23 protein-coding genes are annotated in these 18,557 nt (G+C 64.1%); 10 read left to right on the top strand and 13 right to left on the bottom strand.

Annotated features, from left to right (window positions below):
* Positions 1-475: 475 nt before the first annotated feature.
* The 4 genes from HV823_RS04855 to gatB all read right to left on the bottom strand — a co-directional run bounded on the left by HV823_RS04855 (position 476) and on the right by gatB (position 3,574).
* Positions 476-913 carry a DUF2155 domain-containing protein gene (locus HV823_RS04855; protein ID WP_425487634.1) on the bottom strand — a complete coding sequence of 146 codons (438 nt, stop codon included), beginning with the start codon at positions 911-913 and terminating at the stop codon, positions 476-478.
* Between the two features lie 90 nt (positions 914-1,003).
* Positions 1,004-1,402: an NADH:ubiquinone oxidoreductase subunit NDUFA12 gene (locus tag HV823_RS04850; RefSeq protein ID WP_176948588.1), complete on the bottom strand. Its 399-nt coding sequence runs from the start codon at positions 1,400-1,402 to the stop codon at positions 1,004-1,006.
* A 170-nt stretch (positions 1,403-1,572) separates the two neighbouring features.
* Positions 1,573-2,067, bottom strand: coding sequence for a GNAT family N-acetyltransferase (locus HV823_RS04845; protein ID WP_176948587.1), 495 nt, complete (start codon positions 2,065-2,067; stop codon positions 1,573-1,575).
* A gap of 4 nt (positions 2,068-2,071) precedes the next feature.
* Positions 2,072-3,574, bottom strand: a complete 1,503-nt coding sequence (gene gatB / locus HV823_RS04840) for an Asp-tRNA(Asn)/Glu-tRNA(Gln) amidotransferase subunit GatB (protein WP_176948586.1) — start codon at positions 3,572-3,574, stop codon at positions 2,072-2,074.
* Positions 3,575-3,740: 166 nt separating this feature from the next.
* On the opposite strand from gatB, the gene HV823_RS04835 reads away from it, so the two are divergent.
* The 3 genes from HV823_RS04835 to HV823_RS04825 all read left to right on the top strand — a co-directional run bounded on the left by HV823_RS04835 (position 3,741) and on the right by HV823_RS04825 (position 5,842).
* On the top strand, positions 3,741-4,337 hold the full coding sequence (locus HV823_RS04835; protein WP_246300896.1) for a hypothetical protein: 597 nt from the start codon (positions 3,741-3,743) through the stop codon (positions 4,335-4,337).
* Between the two features lie 71 nt (positions 4,338-4,408).
* The gene (locus HV823_RS04830) at positions 4,409-4,861 is read left to right on the top strand and encodes an Rrf2 family transcriptional regulator (RefSeq protein WP_176948585.1); all 453 of its coding nucleotides are present in this window, start codon (positions 4,409-4,411) and stop codon (positions 4,859-4,861) included.
* A gap of 78 nt (positions 4,862-4,939) precedes the next feature.
* Positions 4,940-5,842, top strand: coding sequence for an NAD(P)/FAD-dependent oxidoreductase (locus HV823_RS04825; RefSeq protein WP_176948584.1), 903 nt, complete (start codon positions 4,940-4,942; stop codon positions 5,840-5,842).
* A gap of 19 nt (positions 5,843-5,861) precedes the next feature.
* Here the strand turns inward: HV823_RS04825 and HV823_RS04820 are convergent, their stop codons facing one another.
* The 5 genes from HV823_RS04820 to HV823_RS04800 form a co-directional block, all read right to left on the bottom strand.
* Positions 5,862-6,374, bottom strand: a complete 513-nt coding sequence (locus HV823_RS04820) for a GNAT family N-acetyltransferase (protein WP_176948583.1) — start codon at positions 6,372-6,374, stop codon at positions 5,862-5,864.
* Between the two features lie 60 nt (positions 6,375-6,434).
* Positions 6,435-7,916, bottom strand: coding sequence for an Asp-tRNA(Asn)/Glu-tRNA(Gln) amidotransferase subunit GatA (gene gatA, locus HV823_RS04815; protein ID WP_176948582.1), 1,482 nt, complete (start codon positions 7,914-7,916; stop codon positions 6,435-6,437).
* 18 nt (positions 7,917-7,934) lie between these two features.
* Entirely contained in the window at positions 7,935-8,414 is a 480-nt protein-coding gene (locus HV823_RS04810; RefSeq protein ID WP_176948581.1) for a GNAT family N-acetyltransferase, read from the bottom strand.
* Positions 8,415-8,418: 4 nt separating this feature from the next.
* The gene (gatC, locus tag HV823_RS04805) at positions 8,419-8,706 is read right to left on the bottom strand and encodes an Asp-tRNA(Asn)/Glu-tRNA(Gln) amidotransferase subunit GatC (protein ID WP_097138835.1); all 288 of its coding nucleotides are present in this window, start codon (positions 8,704-8,706) and stop codon (positions 8,419-8,421) included.
* A 211-nt stretch (positions 8,707-8,917) separates the two neighbouring features.
* Complete coding sequence (locus HV823_RS04800) at positions 8,918-9,622, bottom strand: metal-dependent hydrolase (protein WP_176948580.1); 705 nt, start codon at positions 9,620-9,622, stop codon at positions 8,918-8,920.
* 196 nt (positions 9,623-9,818) lie between these two features.
* Between HV823_RS04800 and HV823_RS04795 the strand changes: the two genes are divergently transcribed.
* A complete protein-coding gene (locus tag HV823_RS04795; protein WP_176948579.1) occupies positions 9,819-10,124 on the top strand; it encodes an alkylphosphonate utilization protein in 306 nt (101 codons plus the stop codon).
* Positions 10,125-10,146: 22 nt separating this feature from the next.
* The gene (ruvX, locus tag HV823_RS04790; protein WP_176948578.1) at positions 10,147-10,620 is read left to right on the top strand and encodes a Holliday junction resolvase RuvX; all 474 of its coding nucleotides are present in this window, start codon (positions 10,147-10,149) and stop codon (positions 10,618-10,620) included.
* Here the strand turns inward: ruvX and HV823_RS04785 are convergent.
* Positions 10,578-10,916 (bottom strand): DUF6105 family protein, encoded by a 339-nt coding sequence (locus tag HV823_RS04785; RefSeq protein WP_176948577.1) that lies wholly within the window; start codon positions 10,914-10,916, stop codon positions 10,578-10,580. The two genes, ruvX and HV823_RS04785, sit on opposite strands and share 43 nt — an antisense overlap.
* Positions 10,913-11,071, bottom strand: a complete 159-nt coding sequence (locus HV823_RS04780) for a hypothetical protein (RefSeq protein WP_176948576.1) — start codon at positions 11,069-11,071, stop codon at positions 10,913-10,915. Before HV823_RS04780 ends, HV823_RS04785 begins: the two co-directional genes overlap by 4 nt.
* Positions 11,072-11,297: 226 nt before the next feature.
* Here HV823_RS04780 and HV823_RS04775 point away from each other — a divergent pair, with 226 nt between their 5' ends.
* A complete protein-coding gene (locus HV823_RS04775; RefSeq protein WP_176948575.1) occupies positions 11,298-12,230 on the top strand; it encodes an AEC family transporter in 933 nt (310 codons plus the stop codon).
* Here HV823_RS04775 and HV823_RS04770 read toward each other — a convergent pair.
* On the bottom strand, positions 12,215-13,864 hold the full coding sequence (locus HV823_RS04770; protein ID WP_176948574.1) for an acyl-CoA dehydrogenase family protein: 1,650 nt from the start codon (positions 13,862-13,864) through the stop codon (positions 12,215-12,217). The genes HV823_RS04775 and HV823_RS04770 overlap by 16 nt on opposite strands.
* Before the next feature lie 170 nt (positions 13,865-14,034).
* On the opposite strand from HV823_RS04770, the gene HV823_RS04765 reads away from it, so the two are divergent.
* The 4 genes from HV823_RS04765 to dprA all read left to right on the top strand — a co-directional run bounded on the left by HV823_RS04765 (position 14,035) and on the right by dprA (position 18,129).
* Complete coding sequence (locus tag HV823_RS04765; protein ID WP_176948573.1) at positions 14,035-14,976, top strand: aspartate carbamoyltransferase catalytic subunit; 942 nt, start codon at positions 14,035-14,037, stop codon at positions 14,974-14,976.
* Positions 14,973-16,268 (top strand): dihydroorotase, encoded by a 1,296-nt coding sequence (locus HV823_RS04760; RefSeq protein WP_176948572.1) that lies wholly within the window; start codon positions 14,973-14,975, stop codon positions 16,266-16,268. The genes HV823_RS04765 and HV823_RS04760 overlap by 4 nt, the downstream gene beginning before the upstream one ends.
* 100 nt (positions 16,269-16,368) lie before the next feature.
* Positions 16,369-16,959, top strand: a complete 591-nt coding sequence (plsY, locus tag HV823_RS04755; protein ID WP_176948691.1) for a glycerol-3-phosphate 1-O-acyltransferase PlsY — start codon at positions 16,369-16,371, stop codon at positions 16,957-16,959.
* Between the two features lie 24 nt (positions 16,960-16,983).
* The gene (gene dprA / locus HV823_RS04750; RefSeq protein ID WP_176948571.1) at positions 16,984-18,129 is read left to right on the top strand and encodes a DNA-processing protein DprA; all 1,146 of its coding nucleotides are present in this window, start codon (positions 16,984-16,986) and stop codon (positions 18,127-18,129) included.
* On the opposite strand, the gene HV823_RS04745 is transcribed toward dprA, so the two are convergent.
* Positions 18,073-18,315: a hypothetical protein gene (locus HV823_RS04745; RefSeq protein WP_176948570.1), complete on the bottom strand. Its 243-nt coding sequence runs from the start codon at positions 18,313-18,315 to the stop codon at positions 18,073-18,075. The genes dprA and HV823_RS04745 overlap by 57 nt on opposite strands.
* Positions 18,316-18,557: the final 242 nt, after the last annotated feature.

Below are 18,557 nucleotides of genomic sequence, written 5' to 3'. Positions count from 1 at the left end.
AGCCTTAAGCCACCCGCGTGGAAGATCATATTGCTTGCTGCGGTCTTGGGGCCTCCCATCGGCACAGCACTGTTGCTCGTACCTTTTGGAGTCTTAAAATGGGAACACACGTGGTCCATCGTCGTGATCGGATACGGTTTCGGGTTCGTGCCGTATTTATTGGGCGGAACGTTGTTCGCGGCACTGCGCCATAATCTTGGATCAGGATATTGGTGCGCAGGCCTTTGTGGCGGGGTCGCTACTGCAATCTGCGCGGCAGCTATGCTCCAAACAAAAGCATGGCGGGGAATTATATACCTCACCGGCTTTGCTGGAGTGCTTCCCGCCCTCGGTGTACGGTTACTTTTGTATCGCTGGTTTCCCGAAGGACCCAAGGCGACCTGACAATCAGCAAAACGGCCCCTGCTTTCCTGCTCTCGCAGCCGACCAAGCCGATATTCTGTGCTCGACCGGGTCCCACAGTGGAGGAATTGCTTTAGCGAGAGGTCGTCGTGTCCGGCGGAGGCACCTCGGATTGCGCCTTGCACTCCGTGAGCCAGACGTCATAGACCGGGTGCTCGACGGCGTTCAGGCCCGGGCTCTCGGCAAACATCCAGCCGGTGAAGATGCGCCTGATCTTGCGGTCCAGCGTGATCTCGTCCACTTCAACGAACGAATCAACCTTCTGGGCTTCCGCATCGTCGCGATTGTAGCAGACGCGCGGGGTGACCTGCAGTGCGCCGAATTGCACCGTCTCGCCGACATAGACATCGAACGAGGTGATGCGGCCGGTGATCTTGTCCAGTCCGGAAAAGACGGCGACGGGGTTTTCGATGCGGGCGGCCTCGGCCGGAGCATTTGCGGCGAGCAGCGCGGCGCCCAAGACGGCGAGCGCGGACGCCTTTCGCAAAGCGATGTTCAGCCTGCCTGTCAAGTCCGTCCCCTTTCGTCTTCCGCATAAGAACCGGCCCGGCACGAGGACCGGGCACCTTCTGCGCTAGCCGTCAAATGTGGCGAAAGCGGTTCAGCCGCGCGGCGTCCAGGCGTCATAGTCGCCGGTGACGCGCGGACGCTCGCCGGGAACGGCAAGTGAACCCGGCGGGCGGTAGGCCTGCGCCGTTCCGGTCGGGTTGGGGCGATGGTCCTTCTGCCACTCACGCGGCTTGTAGTCCTCGTCGGCCGGGGAAACGTCAGTGCGATGGTGCATCCATCCGTGCCAGCCGGCCGGGATCGCGGATGCTTCGGCATAGCCCTTGTAGATCACCCAGCGCCGCGTGCGGCCCTCGGAATCGGTGCCGCCGCCCTGATAATAGACGTTTCCGAACTGATCTTCGCCCACCTTCTTGCCGAAGCGCCAAGTATGGAACCGCGTTCCGATGGTCTGTCCGTTCCACCAGGTGAAGATCTGCTTGAGAAGGCTCATTGTCCACTTCCTTGACCGGGCCCGAAAGGCTGGCCCGCTGTCGAAACCGTTCCTCGCTTATGGCGCGACGGGGTGCGAATGTCCAGCGATTCCCGACTGTTCAGGCCGGTTTTGCCGTGACGGATCGCGTCTGCCGCACCGTGCGAACGCCCTGAATTCCGCCGAGGCATTCAGCCGAGCGCCTTCTCGTAGACCAGCGCCGGCATTCCTGGCAGTTCGACGCGCCCCGAGGCTTCGCCAACCTTTTCGAACCCGTGCGCTTCATAGAAGGCGATCGCGGCGGCATTCTCCGGCTCCACCTCGATCCGCATCACCTTGGCATCGGGAAAGCAAGTCTCAAGCTCGGCGAACATGTCGCGGCCGATGCCCTGTCGCTGATATTGCGGCAGCACGTAGAGTTGCTGCAGGATCGCCACCTTCGGCTCGGTCTTCGACATCGCCGCATAGGCCATGCCCCCAAGAGCCTTGCCATCGTCGGCGACGACGAACTCGGAATCCTTCCGCTTCAGCCGGTCGGCCAATGCGGCGACGGAGTGCCACTGCGCCGTGATCTCGCTGACCCTGGCAGCGCCGTAGATGCCGTCATAGGTGGCGTGCCACGTCTCGGCCAGGAGAGCGCTGACCTTGGAGAGGTCGCGCTCCGAGGCCGTTCGAACGAAGAACACAGGCTTATTCCTCGATGCCGAGCTTGGCCTTGACGAGGGCCTGAACGGCCTGCGGGTTGGCCTTGCCGCCGGTCGCCTTCATCACCTGGCCGACGAACCAGCCGGCCAGCGTCGGCTTGGCCTTCACCTTCTCGACCTGGTCGGGATTGGCGGCGATGATGTCGTCGACAGCCTTCTCGATCGCGCCGGTGTCGGTGACCTGCTTCATGCCTCGATTTTCGACGATTTCGGCTGGCACGCCGCCTTCGGCCCAGACGATCTCAAACAGGTCCTTGGCGATCTTGCCGGAGATGGTGCCGTCCTTGATCAGGTCGATGATGCCGCCGAGCTGGCCGGGAGAAACGGGAGTCTCTTCAATGGCTTTGCCGGCTTTGTTCAAGGCGCCCAGCAAGTCGTTGATAACCCAGTTGGCCGCAGCCTTGCCGTCGCGTCCGGCCGCCACCGCCTCGAAATAGTCGGCGATCGCCTTTTCGGAGACCAGCACCGAGGCGTCATAGACCGACAGGCCCAGCTCGGTGACGAAACGGGCTTTCTTGTCGTCGGGCAGTTCCGGCAGGTGCGTCTTCAGCTCTTCGACATAGGCGTCGTCGAATTCCAGTGGCAGCAGGTCCGGATCGGGGAAATAGCGGTAGTCGTGCGCATCCTCCTTGGAGCGCATCGAACGGGTCTCGCCCCTGCTCGGATCGAACAGGCGGGTCTCCTGGTCGATGCTGCCGCCGTCTTCGAGGATGCCGATCTGGCGGCGGGCTTCGTATTCGATCGCCTGGCCGATGAAGCGGATCGAGTTGACGTTCTTGATCTCGCAGCGTGTGCCGAACGCCTCGCCTGGGCGGCGCACGGAGACGTTGACGTCGGCGCGCATCGAGCCCTCGTCCATGTTGCCGTCGCAGGTGCCGAGATAGCGCACGATCGAGCGCAGCTTCGTCATGTAGGCCTTGGCCTCGTCCGACGAACGCATGTCCGGCTTGGAGACGATCTCCATCAGCGCCACGCCGGAGCGGTTCAGGTCGACATAGGACATGGTCGGATGCTGGTCGTGCATCGACTTCCCGGCGTCCTGCTCCAGATGCAGGCGCTCGATGCCGATCTCGATGTCCTCGAAATTGCCCTGGCGATCAGGGCCGAGCGAGATGACGATCTTGCCCTCGCCGACGATCGGATCCTTGTACTGCGAGATCTGGTAGCCCTGCGGCAGGTCCGGGTAGAAATAGTTCTTGCGGTCGAAGATCGAGCGCTTGTTGATCTGCGCCTTCAACCCGAGCCCGGTGCGCACCGCCTGCCGGACGCATTCCTCGTTGATGACCGGCAGCATGCCCGGCATGGCCGCGTCGACGAGCGAGACGTTGGCATTCGGCGAGTTGCCGAAGGCGGTCGAGGCGCCGGAGAACAGCTTGGAATTGCTGGTGACCTGGGCGTGCACCTCCATGCCGATGATCACTTCCCAGTCGCCGGTGGCGCCGGGGATGAAACGTTTCGGATCGGGGGTGCGGACGTCGATGATGGTCATCTGATGCTCGTATCTAGGCTTGCTCTTCATCTTGGAGGTAGAGCAATTAGCCGGACGGCGCAAGGCTTGGAGATGGCCTGAACGCGCCTTGTTCCATGGGGTGGCCGATGTTAGCGTTGCGTCGTCGCTCCCGTGAAACAGACCCGGCGAAGTTCAGGAATTTTCCATGTCCAGTCCCGCATCGTTCCGCCTCCCCCTCCTTAGCCTGACGATCGCGCTTTCGCTGACGCCCGCCGCTCACGTGCTCGCCCAGCAGCTGACGGTCAAGGACCAGGTCGAACTGATGGAAAGCATGAAGGCCGAAGGCAAGACCGGTCTGGCGCGAAAGACCAAGGAGGTCGACGCCCGGCCCGCCCACGCCGGAGAGGTGGTCATCACGATCATCAAGGGACAGGGCGTGGAGACGAAATCCAAGCCGGCCGAAGAGGGCGACTGGGTGGTGAGAAACCGCTGTGCGGAGACCGGAAACGAAGAGATTCTCGTCAAGGCAGCGAATTTTCCGGAGCGCTATGGCGAGGCGCTGGCACCTGCCGACAACAGAGGCTACCAGCCTTTTCGGCCCACCGGAGCGGAGATGAACTATTTCATCGTTTCGAAATCACTCGGCGAATTCGTTTTCGACGCGCCCTGGGGCGAACGCATGGTAGCGATGCCAGGCGATGCGATCGTTCAGGTTCAAAACGACCCGTCGGATACCTACCGGATCGCGGCGGCATCGTTTGCCTGCACATACGAGATCACGACCCCCGCGCCAAAGCCCTGAAATCAGCCCTTGCATTTGCCGGAAGGCATCGGCTCTTGACGTGACGGCTTATTCGTAACATAAATAGTTACATGAAAAGAAACAGCCGTCTTTCCGCAGCACTGCATGCGCTTCTTCACATGGCCGAGCGCGATACGCCGATGACCTCCGACGACATCGCCGCCTGCCTGAACACCAATGCCGTCGTCGTTCGCAGGACCATGGCGGGCTTGCGCGAGGCCGGGCTGGTTGAATCCGGGCGCGGCCACGGCGGCGGCTGGGTTGTGACCCGGCCGCTCTGCGAAATCTCGCTGCTCGACGTTCATCTGGCGCTTGGCGAGCCGGACCTGCTTCAGATCGGGCATGCGACGGAAAATCCCGGCTGCGTGGTCGAGCAGGTCGTCAACAGCGCACTCGACGAAACGATGAAGGAGGCAGAGGACATCCTTCTCCGACGTTTCGGAGAGATCAAGCTGGAAGACATGGCCGCCGCATTCCGCGCCCGGTCCGCCGGGCATGCAGCTACGGCTCACCGTACCGGCTGAGACGACATCCCCTCCCTCGGGGCAGCTTGCTGACGGCCCGGCCGGCAGACGCTCTCCCTATGCCAGAAAGGACCCATCATGACCGAAGATGCCATCATCATCGGCGGCGGTTTCGCAGGCCTGTCCGCCGCCACGATCCTCGCCCGCGCCCGCCGCCGTGTCACCATTTTTGACACCGGCACACCGCGCAACCGCTTCGCCAGTCACTCGCATGGCGTGCTTGCGCTGGACGGAAAGCCCGGCACGGCGATCCTGGAAGAGGCCAGAGCCCAGCTGTCGCGCTATCCCACCGTTACCTTCGTTCAGGCCGCAGCCGAACGGCTCGAAGGCGAGCGCGACGATTTCCGCGTCGTCGGCAGCAATGGTGAAGCCGTCCATGGCCGGCGCGTCCTGTTGTCCACGGGCTTCGAGGACATCCTGCCGGATGTTCCGGGCCTTGCGCAATTCTGGGGCGAGCGCGTCCTGCATTGCCCCTACTGCCACGGCTACGAGCTCGGCGGCGGCGCTCTCGGCGTGCTGGCCAGCGGACCGATGAGCGCCCATCAGGCAACGCTTCTCGCAGACTGGGGCGATGTCACCCTTTTCACCAACGAACAGCCCGAACCGGATGCGCAGAGCCTTTCGTTGCTTGTCGAGCGCAACGTCAGCTTCGTATCCGGAAAGGTCGAGAAGGTGGCGGGTGGCGACGACGGCGGCCTCGTCGTCTCGACCGCTCACGGGTACGCCGTCAGCGTCAAGGGACTGTTTGTCGCGCCGCAGCTGAAGATCCGCGGCGGCATTCCGCAAGCACTCGGGCTTGCTACCGCCGAAAGCCGGGTCGGCCCGACCATCGCGATTGACGGGGAACGGCAGACGTCGCTTCCCGGCCTCTATGCGGCGGGAGACATCGTGCTCGGGGCAGCCAATATCACCCTTGCTTCGGCGGACGGGGTTACGGCAGGCCTTAACATCCATCGCTCGCTGATCTGGCCGTCGGCCTGAAGCTGGTTGGAGGCGATCGTCAAAAGCCACCCGGCCCATAGCCGATCGGCTGGTCCTCGATCAGTTGGCGCCTGAGTCCGACGGACTCGACGTTGCGGTCGAGCTTTTGCGAATAGGCGACGGAGAGCCAGTTCACCGCGTAGCCGTGCTTACGGAAAAAGGCGAGCGCGGGGGCGTTGCGCGCATGGGTCTGCAGATCGACCGTCTCGAAGGCGGTCCTGCGCATCTCGTCCTCGATCGCGGCAAGAAGGGCGGAGCCGACGCCTTGGCGCTGCATGCCGGGATCGACCCAGAGATCGGTGATCTCCTCATCCATCTTCTCGCGGGCGGCCCAGCCGGCGATGCGCCCGCCGGTCTCTGCCACCGCGACCGTCACCCAGTGGCCTTGCAGGAAATGCACGAAGGCGTTGCGGGCATTGTCGCGCAACGCGTCCAGGTCGGCGACGCCGGTCACTGCCTGCTCCCAGGCGCGCATGCCGATCTCGGCCAGCACCGGAATGTCGCCGCCATGGGCGTGTCGGATGATCGTCATCGTTTGAGCCCCTTTTCCCCGGGCCGGATCAAACCATCCGAATCGCCGCTTGGCGAGTACTTACCACCACTTCTGCGGCGAGAAACGGCCGGCAGCCTTCTCGATGACGTGCGCGGTCTTGAACAGCGTTTCCTCTTCGAAGGGCTTGCCGATGAGCTGCAGGCCGAGCGGCAGGCCCTTGTGGTCGAGCCCGGCGGGAACGGCGATACCCGGCAGGCCGGCCATGTTCACCGTCACCGTGAAGATGTCGTTCAGATACATCTTGACCGGATCGGCGGCGAGGTCCTCGTCGGCGATGCCGAAGGCCGAGGACGGGGTCGCAGGCGTCAGGATCGCGTCGACGCCGGCGTCGAAGGCCAGTTCGAAGTCGCGCTTGATCAACGTGCGGACCTTCTGCGCCTGCAGGTAGTAGGCGTCGTAGTAGCCGGCCGAGAGCACGTAGGTGCCGATCATGATGCGGCGCTTGACCTCCTTGCCGAAGCCGGCCGCACGCGTCTTCTCGTACATGTCGACGATGTCCTTGCCGTCGACGCGCAGGCCGTAGCGCACGCCGTCGTAACGGGCAAGATTCGAGGAGGCTTCGGCAGGCGCCACGATGTAATAGGCCGGCAGCGCGTACTTCGTGTGCGGCAGGCTGATGTCGACGATCTCGGCACCGGCTTCCTTCAGCCAAGCAATGCCCTGCTGCCAGAGCGCCTCGATTTCTTCCGGCATGCCGTCGACGCGGTATTCGCGCGGAATGCCGATCTTCATGCCCTTGATCGACTGGCCGACTGCCTTCTCGTAGTCCGGCACCGGCAGATCGACGGAAGTCGTGTCCTTGGCGTCGACCGATGCCATCGACTTCAGCAGGATCGCGGCGTCACGCACGTCGCGGGCGATCGGGCCGGCCTGGTCGAGGGAGGAGGCAAAGGCAACCACGCCCCAGCGCGAGCAGCGCCCGTATGTCGGCTTGATGCCGACGGTGCCGGTAAACGCCGCCGGCTGGCGGATCGAGCCGCCGGTGTCGGTGGCGGTGGCGCCGGCGCACAGGAAGGCTGCGACGGCGGCAGCCGAGCCGCCCGAGGAGCCGCCCGGAACGAGATCGAGGTTGGAGCCCTCGGCGCGCCAAGGGTTCTTGACCGGACCGTAATAGGAGGTCTCGTTGGAGGAGCCCATGGCGAATTCGTCCATGTTCAGCTTGCCGAGCATGACGGCGCCGTCGTTCCAGAGGTTCTGAGTGACGGTCGACTCATACTTCGGCTTGAAGCCGTCGAGGATGTGGCTGCAGGCCTGGGTGTGGACGTCACGGGTGCCGAAAAGGTCCTTGATGCCGAGCGGGATGCCTTCCAGCGCGCCGGCCTTGCCTTCGGCAATCCGCGCGTCGGATGCCTTCGCCATCTCGCGCGCCTTGTCCGGCGTCACCGTGACATAGGCATTGAGCGCACCGTTGGCGGCGTCGATCGCGGACAGATAGGCATCCGTCAGCTCGACGGCGGTGATCTCCTTGGCGCCAAGCTTCTCGCGGGCTTCGGCAATGGTCAGGCGGGTCAGATCGGTCATGGCTCTATCTTTTTCGGGTCACGCAGCGCTGGAGGCACGTCCAAGCTGCTTCTGGTAGAATATCGAATAGGGGCTTTCCGGGTAGTCGAGCACCGGACCGCAGCGGTTGAAGCCGGCCTTCTCATAGATCGCCCAGGCGGCGGGATGCTGGTCGCCGGTCTCGAGCACGAGCTCGGAGATACCGTCATCCTGCGCGGCGTCGATGATCCTTGCCAGAATATCGCGCCCGATGCCCCTGCCCTGCCATTGCGGCCGGGTGAACATGCGCTTCACCTCGCCTACCTGCTGCGAATGACGCTTCAGGGCGCCGCAACCGATCGCGCTGCCGTCCCCGTCGCGGGCGATCCAGACGGTAACGCCCGGTTCGGCCATCTGCTCCACCGTCAGGTGATAGCACGCCTCCGGCGGCGACAGCGCCAGCAGAACCTCGTTCAGTTCCGCTACCAGCGCGCGCACCTCGTCCTGAAGCGGGCTTTCGACGGCGATCGTCACGGCCAAGGGCTTACTCCACGACCTTCGGCACGAGGAAGAAGTTGCGATCGGAAACCGGCGCGTTGGCCACCACGTCGTCAGCCTTGCTGCCGTCGGTCACGACGTCGTCGCGCTCCTTCATGGCCATCGGCATGACCGAGGTCATGGGCTCGACGCCCGAGACGTCGACTTCGCCCAGTTGCTCGACGAAACCGAGGATGCCGTTCAGCTCCCCCATCATCCGCTGGGCTTCTTCTTCGCTGACCGCGATACGGGCAAGGTGGGCCACCCGCTTGACGGTGGCAAGATCGACAGACATCGGCATTCTCCGGTCGGAAATTTCCTACCCGCTATAATGACCAAGCCCCGGCTGCGCAACGGGGGAATGTGCCACGCCATCGGCAAGACGGCATGAAACCTTGTCAGGAGCCATGGGATGAGTGCACGTCATTGCCGTTCATCCGCCTGCCGGCACCGTCTCCCCGCAGACGGGGAGAAGGAAGAAGCGGCCGCGTCGGGAAAGGCAGGCCTTACCGCGAAACGATGTCGCCGACCTTCGGCACTTCGATCCTTGCCTTCGTGCCATCCATCGCGGCGACGAAGGTATCGGGCGTCTGGTCGATGATCGGGAAGGAGCCGTAGTGGCAGGGAATGACGGTCCCGAACTTGAAGAAGCGCTGGCAGGCAAGAGCTGCCACCGCGCCGCCCATCGTGAACCGGTCGCCGATCGGAACCAGGCCGATCTCCGGCTGGTGCAGTTCGTGGATCAGCGCCATGTCGCCGAAGATGTCGGTGTCGCCCATGTGATAGAGCGCCGGCTCGTCCTCGAAATGCAGGACCAGGCCGTTGGCGTTGCCCAGCGAATGCGAGACACCGTCCTCGGTGATCTGCGCGGACGAGTGCAGCGCGTTGACGAAGGTGGTGGAAAAGCCGTCGAAATGGATCGTGCCGCCGGTATTGCCCATCTCAAGCTTTTTCACGCCCTTGGAACCCAGCCATGCTGCGAGATCCGCATTGGCGAGCACGGTGGCGCCCGTCTCCCTGGCGATTGCGACCGTGTCGCCGACATGATCGCCGTGGCCGTGCGTGAGCAGCACGTGCGTGAGACCCGCCGTCGCTTCCTTTCGCTTCGTCTCGTCGAAAGCGGGGTTGCCGGTGAAGAACGGGTCGATCAGAATCTTCGCCTTGGCCGTTTCGATATGGAAGGCCGAATGGCCGAGCCATGTGATCTTCATGGTATTCTCCTATTGGACTTCAGTCATCTTATGACATAGAGCAGTGCTCGCAAAATAGCGGCTCGGTTGCCTGGATGCCCGTTCCGCGCCGGCGAACGGCGTGGCGATGGTTATGCCGCCAACGGGAAATTCCGGCAACCGGCACGCGAGAACGGCCTGACCGGACGAATATCCAGCCTTCGCAACGGAGACAAGAATGGCCCACGACGATGACGAGTACGTGTACGACGAAGCGACCGGCGACTGGCGCCCGGCCTCCGAAGTCGCCGCGGCCGTGGCCGCCAGCCGGCCTCGAGCGCGCGATGCGGCCGGCAATGATCTGGCAGACGGCGATTCGGTCGTACTCATCAAGGACCTGAAGGTAAAAGGCGCGGGGCAGACGCTGAAGCAGGGCACGGTGATCAGATCGATCCGCCTCACCGACAATCCGGAAGAGATCGATTGCCGGCATGACGCCATCAAGGGCCTCGTGCTGCGCACGGAATTCGTGCGCAAGCGCTAAACATTTCCAGGAGAGTCCCCCCATGGCAACGCTGACGCTCGAAGAACTGGCGGAAGTTCTCGAACCCGGCCAGCCGGTCGCCGGCCTGGACCTCGGCACCAAGACGATCGGATTGTCGGTGTCCGACCTCGGCCGCAGGCTCGCAACGCCGCGGCCGGTGCTGAAGCGGGTGAAATTCGGCATCGACGCGGAAACGCTGCTGGCCTTCGCCGAAAAGGAAAAGATCGCGGCCTTCGTCATCGGGCTGCCGATGAACATGGATGGCAGCGCCGGTCCGCGCGTCCAGGCGACGCGCGCCTTCGTACGCTCCATGGGCGAACGGACGGATATTCCCTTCGTCTACTGGGACGAACGGCTCTCGACCGTCGCCGCAGAGCGCACCCTGATCGAAATGGACGTTTCGCGCAAGAAGCGGGCGGAGCGGATCGATTCGGCCGCCGCCTCGTTCATTCTTCAGGGAGCACTGGACAGGCTTTCGGCGCTCGGCAGAGCCTGAGCCTTCGCAGCCTCCTCCGCTCCGTGGCGACGCTGCCACCAGGCGCCTATCTGCCGGCGCTTGCGAAACGCGATGATGGCAAAGACGAACAGGCTGTCGACGGCGATTGCGCGTGCAACCAGCGGCGGGATGGTCTCGGGAGGCATGCCGAGGACGTGGCCGTAGACGCGAAAGACCAGATCATGCGCGTTGCGCGTCAGCATGAAGATGCCGAAATTCATGTCGTAGTAGGAAAGCCCGAACCAGCTGCCGAGCAGCGCGATCGGAAGTGCCCAGAGAATCAGGAACCACTTCATGCGGTTCTCCCCTCGCCCAGGAAGGCATCACCGAATTCCAGCCCGATTTCGCGAATGGCGAACAGGCCGAGCAAGACGATTGCCGGCACCGCGATGTCGAGTGCAAGTGCTGTGAAGAAGGCCGTCATGGCCGAGATCAGAACCGCTTTCGGCATGGCGCCGTTCCTGATGGTTAATGAAGCGTTAATAATCCGACATTCTACCCATCACCGCGGGCGCGCAACGCAAAGTCGCCGTTAAGGTTAATTTCCACACTGCGGCCGCTCCTGCTCCGTTCGGCAGCGAGCGCCATCAGCACCTTCGCCCGAATTAAATCTCCGGCATTGCCGTTTGTTCCCTCCCATGAAATGAGGACGCAAAGTCCCACACACTGGTCTCGCCATGCTCGTCGTCTTCGAAAGCACCCTGCCCGTCTTCCTGCTCGTCGTGCTCGGAACGCTGCTGAAGCGATGGCGGAAGATCGATGACGGCCTGTGGCTGGGACTTGAGCAGCTGGGCTTCTACGTTCTCTTTCCCGCGCTTTTGTTTTCGACACTCGCGCAAGCCGATTTCGGCGGGATGGAAGCAGGAGCGCTCGCGATTGCCTCCATAGGCTCGGTCACGCTGATGTCGGCCGGCCTGCTGCTCTCCTGGCCGCTTTTCCGCAAGGCCGGCGTACCGGCAGCATCCTTCAGCACCGTGTTCCAGACATCAACGCGCTGGAACGGTTTCATGGCGCTCGCGACTGCCGGCAAGCTCTACGGCCAGGGCGGCATCGGAATGCTGGCGCTGATCATGACGCTCATCATCATCCCGATCAATTTCTATAATATCGCCATCCTGATCTGGTTCGGCGGCGGCGCGCGCGACGTCCGGAACTTCCTCTTCAAGGTGATCAGCAATCCCCTGATCCTCGCGTCCGCGCTCGGCACGATCTTCAACCTGTACGGCATCCATATCTACGCCCCGCTGATGGAGACGATCGACCTCGTCGCCGAAGCCTCCCTCAGCCTCGGCCTGATCATGGTGGGCGCCGGTCTGCGCGTCGCCGATGCGCTGCGCCCCGGCGCGATCGCACTGATTTCGGTCGTGCTCAAGCTGTTCGTGATGCCGTTCATCATGGTCGGAACGGCATGGCTGCTCGGCATCGAAGGCGAGGCCTTGCTCGTGGTCGCGCTCGGCGCCAGCGTGCCGACGGCGATGAACGGGTATCTTCTGGCCAAGCAGATGGGCGGCGACGCGCCGCTCTACGCCTGCGTTGCCACGCTGCAGACGGCGCTGTCGTTCCTCACCATTCCGCTGGTGCTGACGCTGACGGCCTATGCGGCCGGATAGAGCAGATCGACGATGTAGGCCGAATCGAAGCGGGAATCGAGCATGCCGTAGGTCGAACGCCAGCCGGCTGCCAGACGCGTTTCGAGAAATGCGTCGGCGATGCGACCCGCACCGATGCGGTTGAGTTCGGCAGCAGCGGCGGAAAGTGCGAGTTGCTCGACCAGCATCCGCGCCGCCCCCTCGTCCCGCTCGCAAAGCGAAGTTGCCGCGCGCAGAACTTCGACCGTCTTGCGGCCGGAGGGACCGAGATCGCGGGCGATTCCGGCGAAGACGGATTCGAACAGGTCCTTGCCACGCGCCAGCACGCGCAGCACGTCCAGCGCCATCACGTTGCCCGATCCTTCCCAGATCGCATTGACAGGCGCCTCGCGGTAATGCCGGGCGATCGGACGCTCCTCGACATAGCCACTGCCGCCGATGCACTCCATGGCCTCATAGATTAGGGCGGGTGCGATCTTGCAGCACCAGTATTTCGTCACAGGCGTCATGACGCGTGCATAAGCCGCGTCGTCGGCGCTGACCGGCGCCCGGTCGAAGGCTTCGGCAAGCCGCAGCGACAGCGCCGTCGCCGCCGCCACGTCGAGCGCCATGTCGGCCAGAACGCGCGTCATGATCGGCTGGTCGACGAGGTTCTTGCCGAAGACCTTGCGGCCACGCGTATGGTGGACGGCCTCGGCAAGCGATGCGCGCATGATGCCGCTGGAGGCGAGCGCGCAATCGAGCCGCGTCAGCGTCACCATGTCCAGGATCGTGCGGATACCGGCGTCCGGCGGACCCAGCAGGAAGCCGAACGTATCGTTGAATTCCACCTCGGAAGACGCGTTCGAACGGTTGCCGATCTTGTCCTTAAGGCGCTGGAAGCGCAGGCCGTTCGCGGTGCCATCCTCCAGAAGCCGCGGCACCAGGAAGCAGCCGACGCCGTCGCGGGTCTGCGCCAGCATGACGAAGGCATCGCTCATCGGTGCCGACATGAACCACTTGTGGCCGCTCAGGCGGTAGATTCCCTCGCCCACGCGCTCGGCGGTGGTTGTATTGGCCCGCACATCGGTGCCGCCCTGTTTTTCCGTCATGCCCATGCCGATGGTGACGGCAGCCTTCTGCATGGCGGGGCGGTTGGTACTGTCGTACTTGCGCGACAGGATGCGGCCGGCCCACTCGCGCTGCACCACCGGTGAGGCGGAGATCGCCGCCACCGACGCGCTCGTCATGGTCAGGGGGCAGAGGTGCCCGCTTTCGAGCTGCGCGGTCAGGAAGAACCGGACGGCGCGCGCCTTGTGCGCCCTGCCCCGTTCGTCCGGCAGGTTCTCCCAGATAGAAGAGTGCAGGCCGCTGGCCATGGAGCGGCGCATCAGCGCGTGCCAGGCAGGGTGGAAATCCACCACATCCAGCCGTTCGCCGCGCGGTCCATGGGTGCGCAATTGCGGCGGCGACTCGTTGGCCATGCGCGCCAGTTCCTGCGCCTCGGCGGATGTCACCTGGCGGCCGATCGCGTCGAACTCGTCACGCAGCGGCTTCGGCAGGCTGGCGGTTCCGTCCACCAGAAGGGGATCGGACCGATAGGCATTGATGCCCGTCCACAGCTTCGGCTGGTTCAGGTCTGCTAGGGTCTGTTCGGTCCGGGTCATCTGAGTCATGTCCGGGTTCTAGCCTAACTGCGCCTGTCGCGAAACGGGGGCACAGGGGCCATACCCCCAAAGAATGCAGGAAAAGAAGGCCGAAGGCAGGGTGGCGGCCCGCGCCGCCTTGCCGCATGGCGGCGGAGCCTCTATAGACCCCGCGTATTCAAGACAGACGAGGCGACCTCATGGATTCCTTTCCGCATCGCCACCTGCTCGGCATCAAGGGATTGACCGAGCCGGAAATCACCTACCTGCTCGACAAGGCGGACGCGGCCGTCAACATCAGCCGGCAGCGGGAGAAGAAGACCTCGACGCTGCGGGGCCTTACCCAGATCAATCTCTTCTTTGAGGCATCGACGCGCACGCAATCCTCCTTCGAGCTTGCGGGAAAGCGGCTCGGCGCGGACGTGATGAACATGTCGGTCGGCAATTCCTCGGTGAAGAAAGGCGAAACGCTGATCGACACGGCGATGACGCTGAACGCCATGCATCCGGACGTACTGGTGGTGCGCCACTCCTCCGCCGGTGCTGCCGCCCTTCTCGCGCAGAAGGTCTCGTGCGCGGTCGTCAACGCCGGCGACGGACAGCACGAGCATCCGACCCAGGCACTCCTCGACGCTCTGACGATCCGTCGCGCCAAGGGCAAGCTTTCGCGCATCATCGTCGCGATCTGCGGCGACGTCCTGCATTCGCGCGTCGCCCGCTCCAACATCCTGCTTCTGAACGCCATGGGCGCGCGGGTGCGGGTCGTGGCGCCGGCGACCCTGCTTCCCAACGGCATCGCCCAGATGGGCGCCGAGGTCTACCACTCGATGGAAGAGGGCCTGAAGGACGCGGACGTGGTGATGATGCTGCGCCTGCAGCGAGAGCGCATGTCGGGCGCCTTCGTGCCCTCGGTGCGCGAGTACTTCCGCTACTTCGGTCTCGACGCGGAGAAGTTGAAGGCCGCCAAGGAGGATGCGCTCGTCATGCACCCCGGGCCGATGAACCGCGGCGTGGAGATCGCGTCCGAGATCGCCGACGGGCCGCAGAGCGTGATCGAGCAACAGGTGGAGATGGGTGTCGCCGTCCGCATGGCGGTGATGGAAACCCTTCTCGTCTCGCAGAACCAGGGACCGCGCGCATGACCCGGCCGACCGTCATCAACAACGTCCGCATCATCGATCCCTCGCAGAATCTCGACGAGACGGGCACCATCGTCATCGAAGACGGCCGCATCGCCGCCGCTGGCAGCGGCGCCCGCAACCAGGGAGTGCCCGACGGCGCGGAGGTCGTGGACGGATCCGGCCTCGTCGCCGCACCAGGCCTCGTCGATGCCCGCGTGTTCGTCGGCGAGCCCGGTGCCGAGCACCGCGAGACGATCGAATCTGCATCGCGCGCGGCAGCGGCGGGCGGCATCACCTCGTTCATCATGATGCCCGATACCGACCCTGTCATCGATGACATCGCGCTGGTCGAATACGTGCTGAAGACGGCGCGCGACAAGGCGCTCGTCCATGTGCACCCGGCAGCAGCTCTGACCAAGGGGCTGGCCGGAACGGAAATGACGGAATTCGGCCTGCTGCGCGAGGCCGGCGCCGTCGCCTTCACCAACGGCCGCCACGCCATGCACGACGCGCAGGTGCTGCGCCGGGCGATGACCTATGCGCGCGAATTTTCCGCCGTGATCGCTCTTGAGACCCGCGACAAGCATCTCGGCGCCGGCGGGGTGATGAACGAGGGGCTGCTGGCAAGCTGGCTCGGCCTTTCGGGCACGCCGCGCGAGGCGGAGGTGATCCCGCTGGAACGCGACCTGCGACTTGCAACCCTGACACGCGCCGCCTATCACGCAGCACAGATCTCGGTGCCGGAATCGGCGGACGCCATGCGCGTTGCCCGCTCCCGCGGCGCCAACGCCACCTGCGGCATCTCGATCAACCACCTGACGCTGAACGAGAACGACATCGGCGAGTACCGCACCTTCTTCAAGCTGTCGCCGCCGCTTCGCGGCGAGGACGACCGCACGGCGATGGTACAGGCGCTGGCCGACGGCACTATCGACATCATCGTCTCCTCCCACGATCCGCAGGACGTCGATACGAAGCGGCTGCCTTTCGCGGAGGCGGCCGACGGTGCGATCGGGCTGGAGACGATGCTGGCCGCAGCGCTTCGCCTGCACCACAGTAGCGAAGTTTCGCTGATGCGCCTCTTCGACGCCATGTCGACGCGGCCGGCGAAGATCTTCGGGCTTGATGCCGGCACGCTCCGGTCCGGCGCCGTCGCCGACCTCGTGCTGATCGATCTCGACGAGCCGTGGATCGCGGCCAAGGACGGCTTCGTGTCGCGCTCCAAGAACACGCCCTTCGAAGATGCCCGCTTTACGGGTCGCGCCGTTCAAACCTATGTTGCGGGCAAAAGGGTGCATGCGGCGCAGCGGTAGGCGGCGCGGATGAGGGGCTAGTCGAACGGCCTGATGCAAGACACGACAGATCGGCAATCTCGGGGGAAACAGTAGAGTGCCTGACATCCTGACCTGGCAGATGGGACCGCTGCCGACGCTTCTGAGCCTCGCCTTCGGCTATCTGCTGGGCTCCATTCCCTTCGGCCTCCTGCTGACCCGGATGGCCGGCCTCGGCGATGTGCGCAAGATCGGTTCCGGCAATATCGGCGCTACCAACGTGCTTCGCACCGGCAACAGGAAGCTGGCCGCGGCCACCCTCCTGCTCGATGCGCTGAAGGGCACGGCGGCGGCGGCGATCGCTTCCAGTTTCGGGCTGGAGGCCGGGATCGCGGCCGGCTTTGCCGCCTTCATGGGGCATCTCTTTCCCGTCTGGCTGGGTTTCAAGGGTGGCAAGGGCGTCGCCACCTATCTCGGCATCCTGCTCGGGCTCGTTCCCTTCATGCTCGCCGTCTTCGCAGCGATCTGGGTGTCGGTTGCCTATCTTACGCGCTATTCCTCGCTGTCCGCCCTGGTTGCAACAGCGGCGTGTCCGGTTGTATTGTGGTTTACGGGGTACGAGGAGGTTGCGATCCTGTTTGCCGTCATGACGCTGATCACTTGGATCAAGCACCGCGCAAACATCTCGCGACTGCTGCGTGGTACCGAAAGCAGGATCGGCGACAAGGGCTAAAAACAAGTTCAGGACGGGGGGCACATGTCCGAAGGCGCAGGCAGGCAGGGGATTGCGCTTTCGGAGAGACAGAAGATCGCCTGGCTGCGGCTGATCCGCAGCGACAATGTCGGTCCCGTCACCTTCCGCGACCTCATCAACCACTTCGGAACGGCCGAGGCAGCGCTCGAAATGCTGCCTGAGCTTTCAAGGCGCGGCGGCGCCGTGCGCTCCATCCGCATCGCAAGCCATGCGGATGCCGAGCGGGAGCTGGAACTTGCGCACCGCCATGGAGCGGCCTTCGTCGGCATCGGCGAGCCCGACTATCCTCCCTTTCTGAGAAAGATCGACGGCGCGCCGCCGCTGCTGGCCATGAAGGGCAACCGGGCCGCCGCCGGTGACGTTGCCGTCGGCATCGTCGGCTCGCGCAACGCCTCGATCGCCGGCGCGAAGTTCGCGGGAATGCTGGCGAGGGATCTGGGTGCGAGCGGGTATGTCGTCGTCTCCGGGCTGGCCCGCGGCATCGATACGGCCGCCCACCGTGCCAGCCTCGCAACGGGCACGATCGCCGCCATGGCCGGCGGGCTGGACCAGCCCTACCCCCCGGAAAACATCGGCCTGCTCGACGAGATCACCTCAGGCAACGGTCTTGCCGTCAGCGAAATGCCGTTCGGCTGGGAGCCCCGTGCCCGCGACTTTCCGCGCCGCAACCGACTGATCGCGGGTATCGGCCTCGGACTGGTCGTGGTCGAGGCGGCGAGCCGTTCAGGCTCGCTGATCACCGCCCGCAACGCAGCGGATTTCGGCCGCCTCGTCTTCGCCGTCCCGGGTTCGCCGCTTGACCCGCGCGCGCACGGCACCAACGCGCTGCTCAAGGACGGCGCCATCGTCACAACGGATGCGTCGGATGTGCTGGAAGCCCTCGCGCCGCTTCGCGAGCCGGACCTATTTCAAAGCCAGAGCCGCGCCGAAGAGCCGGCGGTGGACAGCGACCCCATGGCCCTGCCCCCTGACGATAGCGAGCGCGATCGCATCGCCTCAGCCCTTGGGCCGACGCCGGTCGAGATCGACGAGATCATCCGCCACACCGAGCTTGCCGCCGCAACGGTCTATCTCGTGCTGCTGGAACTGGATCTAGCCGGTCGTCTTCATCGCCATGCCGGCGGCCTGGTTTCGATCGCCACCGACTGACAGCGGCCGCAGGCCGGACTGGATGTCGCCGGCTTCGACATATGCCATCTCGATCAGGTAGCGCAGCATTTCCGCCCCCTCGATGTTGGCAACGGCCCGAAGCTCCCCCAGCATCTGGCGGATATAGGCAATATTGTCATGCGTCCGCCCGGTAAGCGGCACCGGAATCCTTGGTTTGGTATTCATGTCAACGTCCCGCTCGAATACCGCGGCGCAACCACACGTCATCGCCGCAACCTTTACTCACGGAAGACGATACAACCTTTATTTTAAATTGCAATACACACCACAACACCCATAGATTGCACTCACCGCGCACCAGTTATTTTGACGTCGCCTCTTGACCGAAACGCTTTCCCTGTTCATTTCGAGGGCAACGACAACGCCGGCGCGTATCGCAGAACAGAAGGGCTATCCCGCCGGGAAAG

This window comes from Mycoplana rhizolycopersici (assembly GCF_013378445.1).
Lineage (GTDB): Bacteria > Pseudomonadota > Alphaproteobacteria > Rhizobiales > Rhizobiaceae > Mycoplana > Mycoplana rhizolycopersici.
This window is presented reverse-complemented; position numbering and strand designations above follow the sequence as displayed.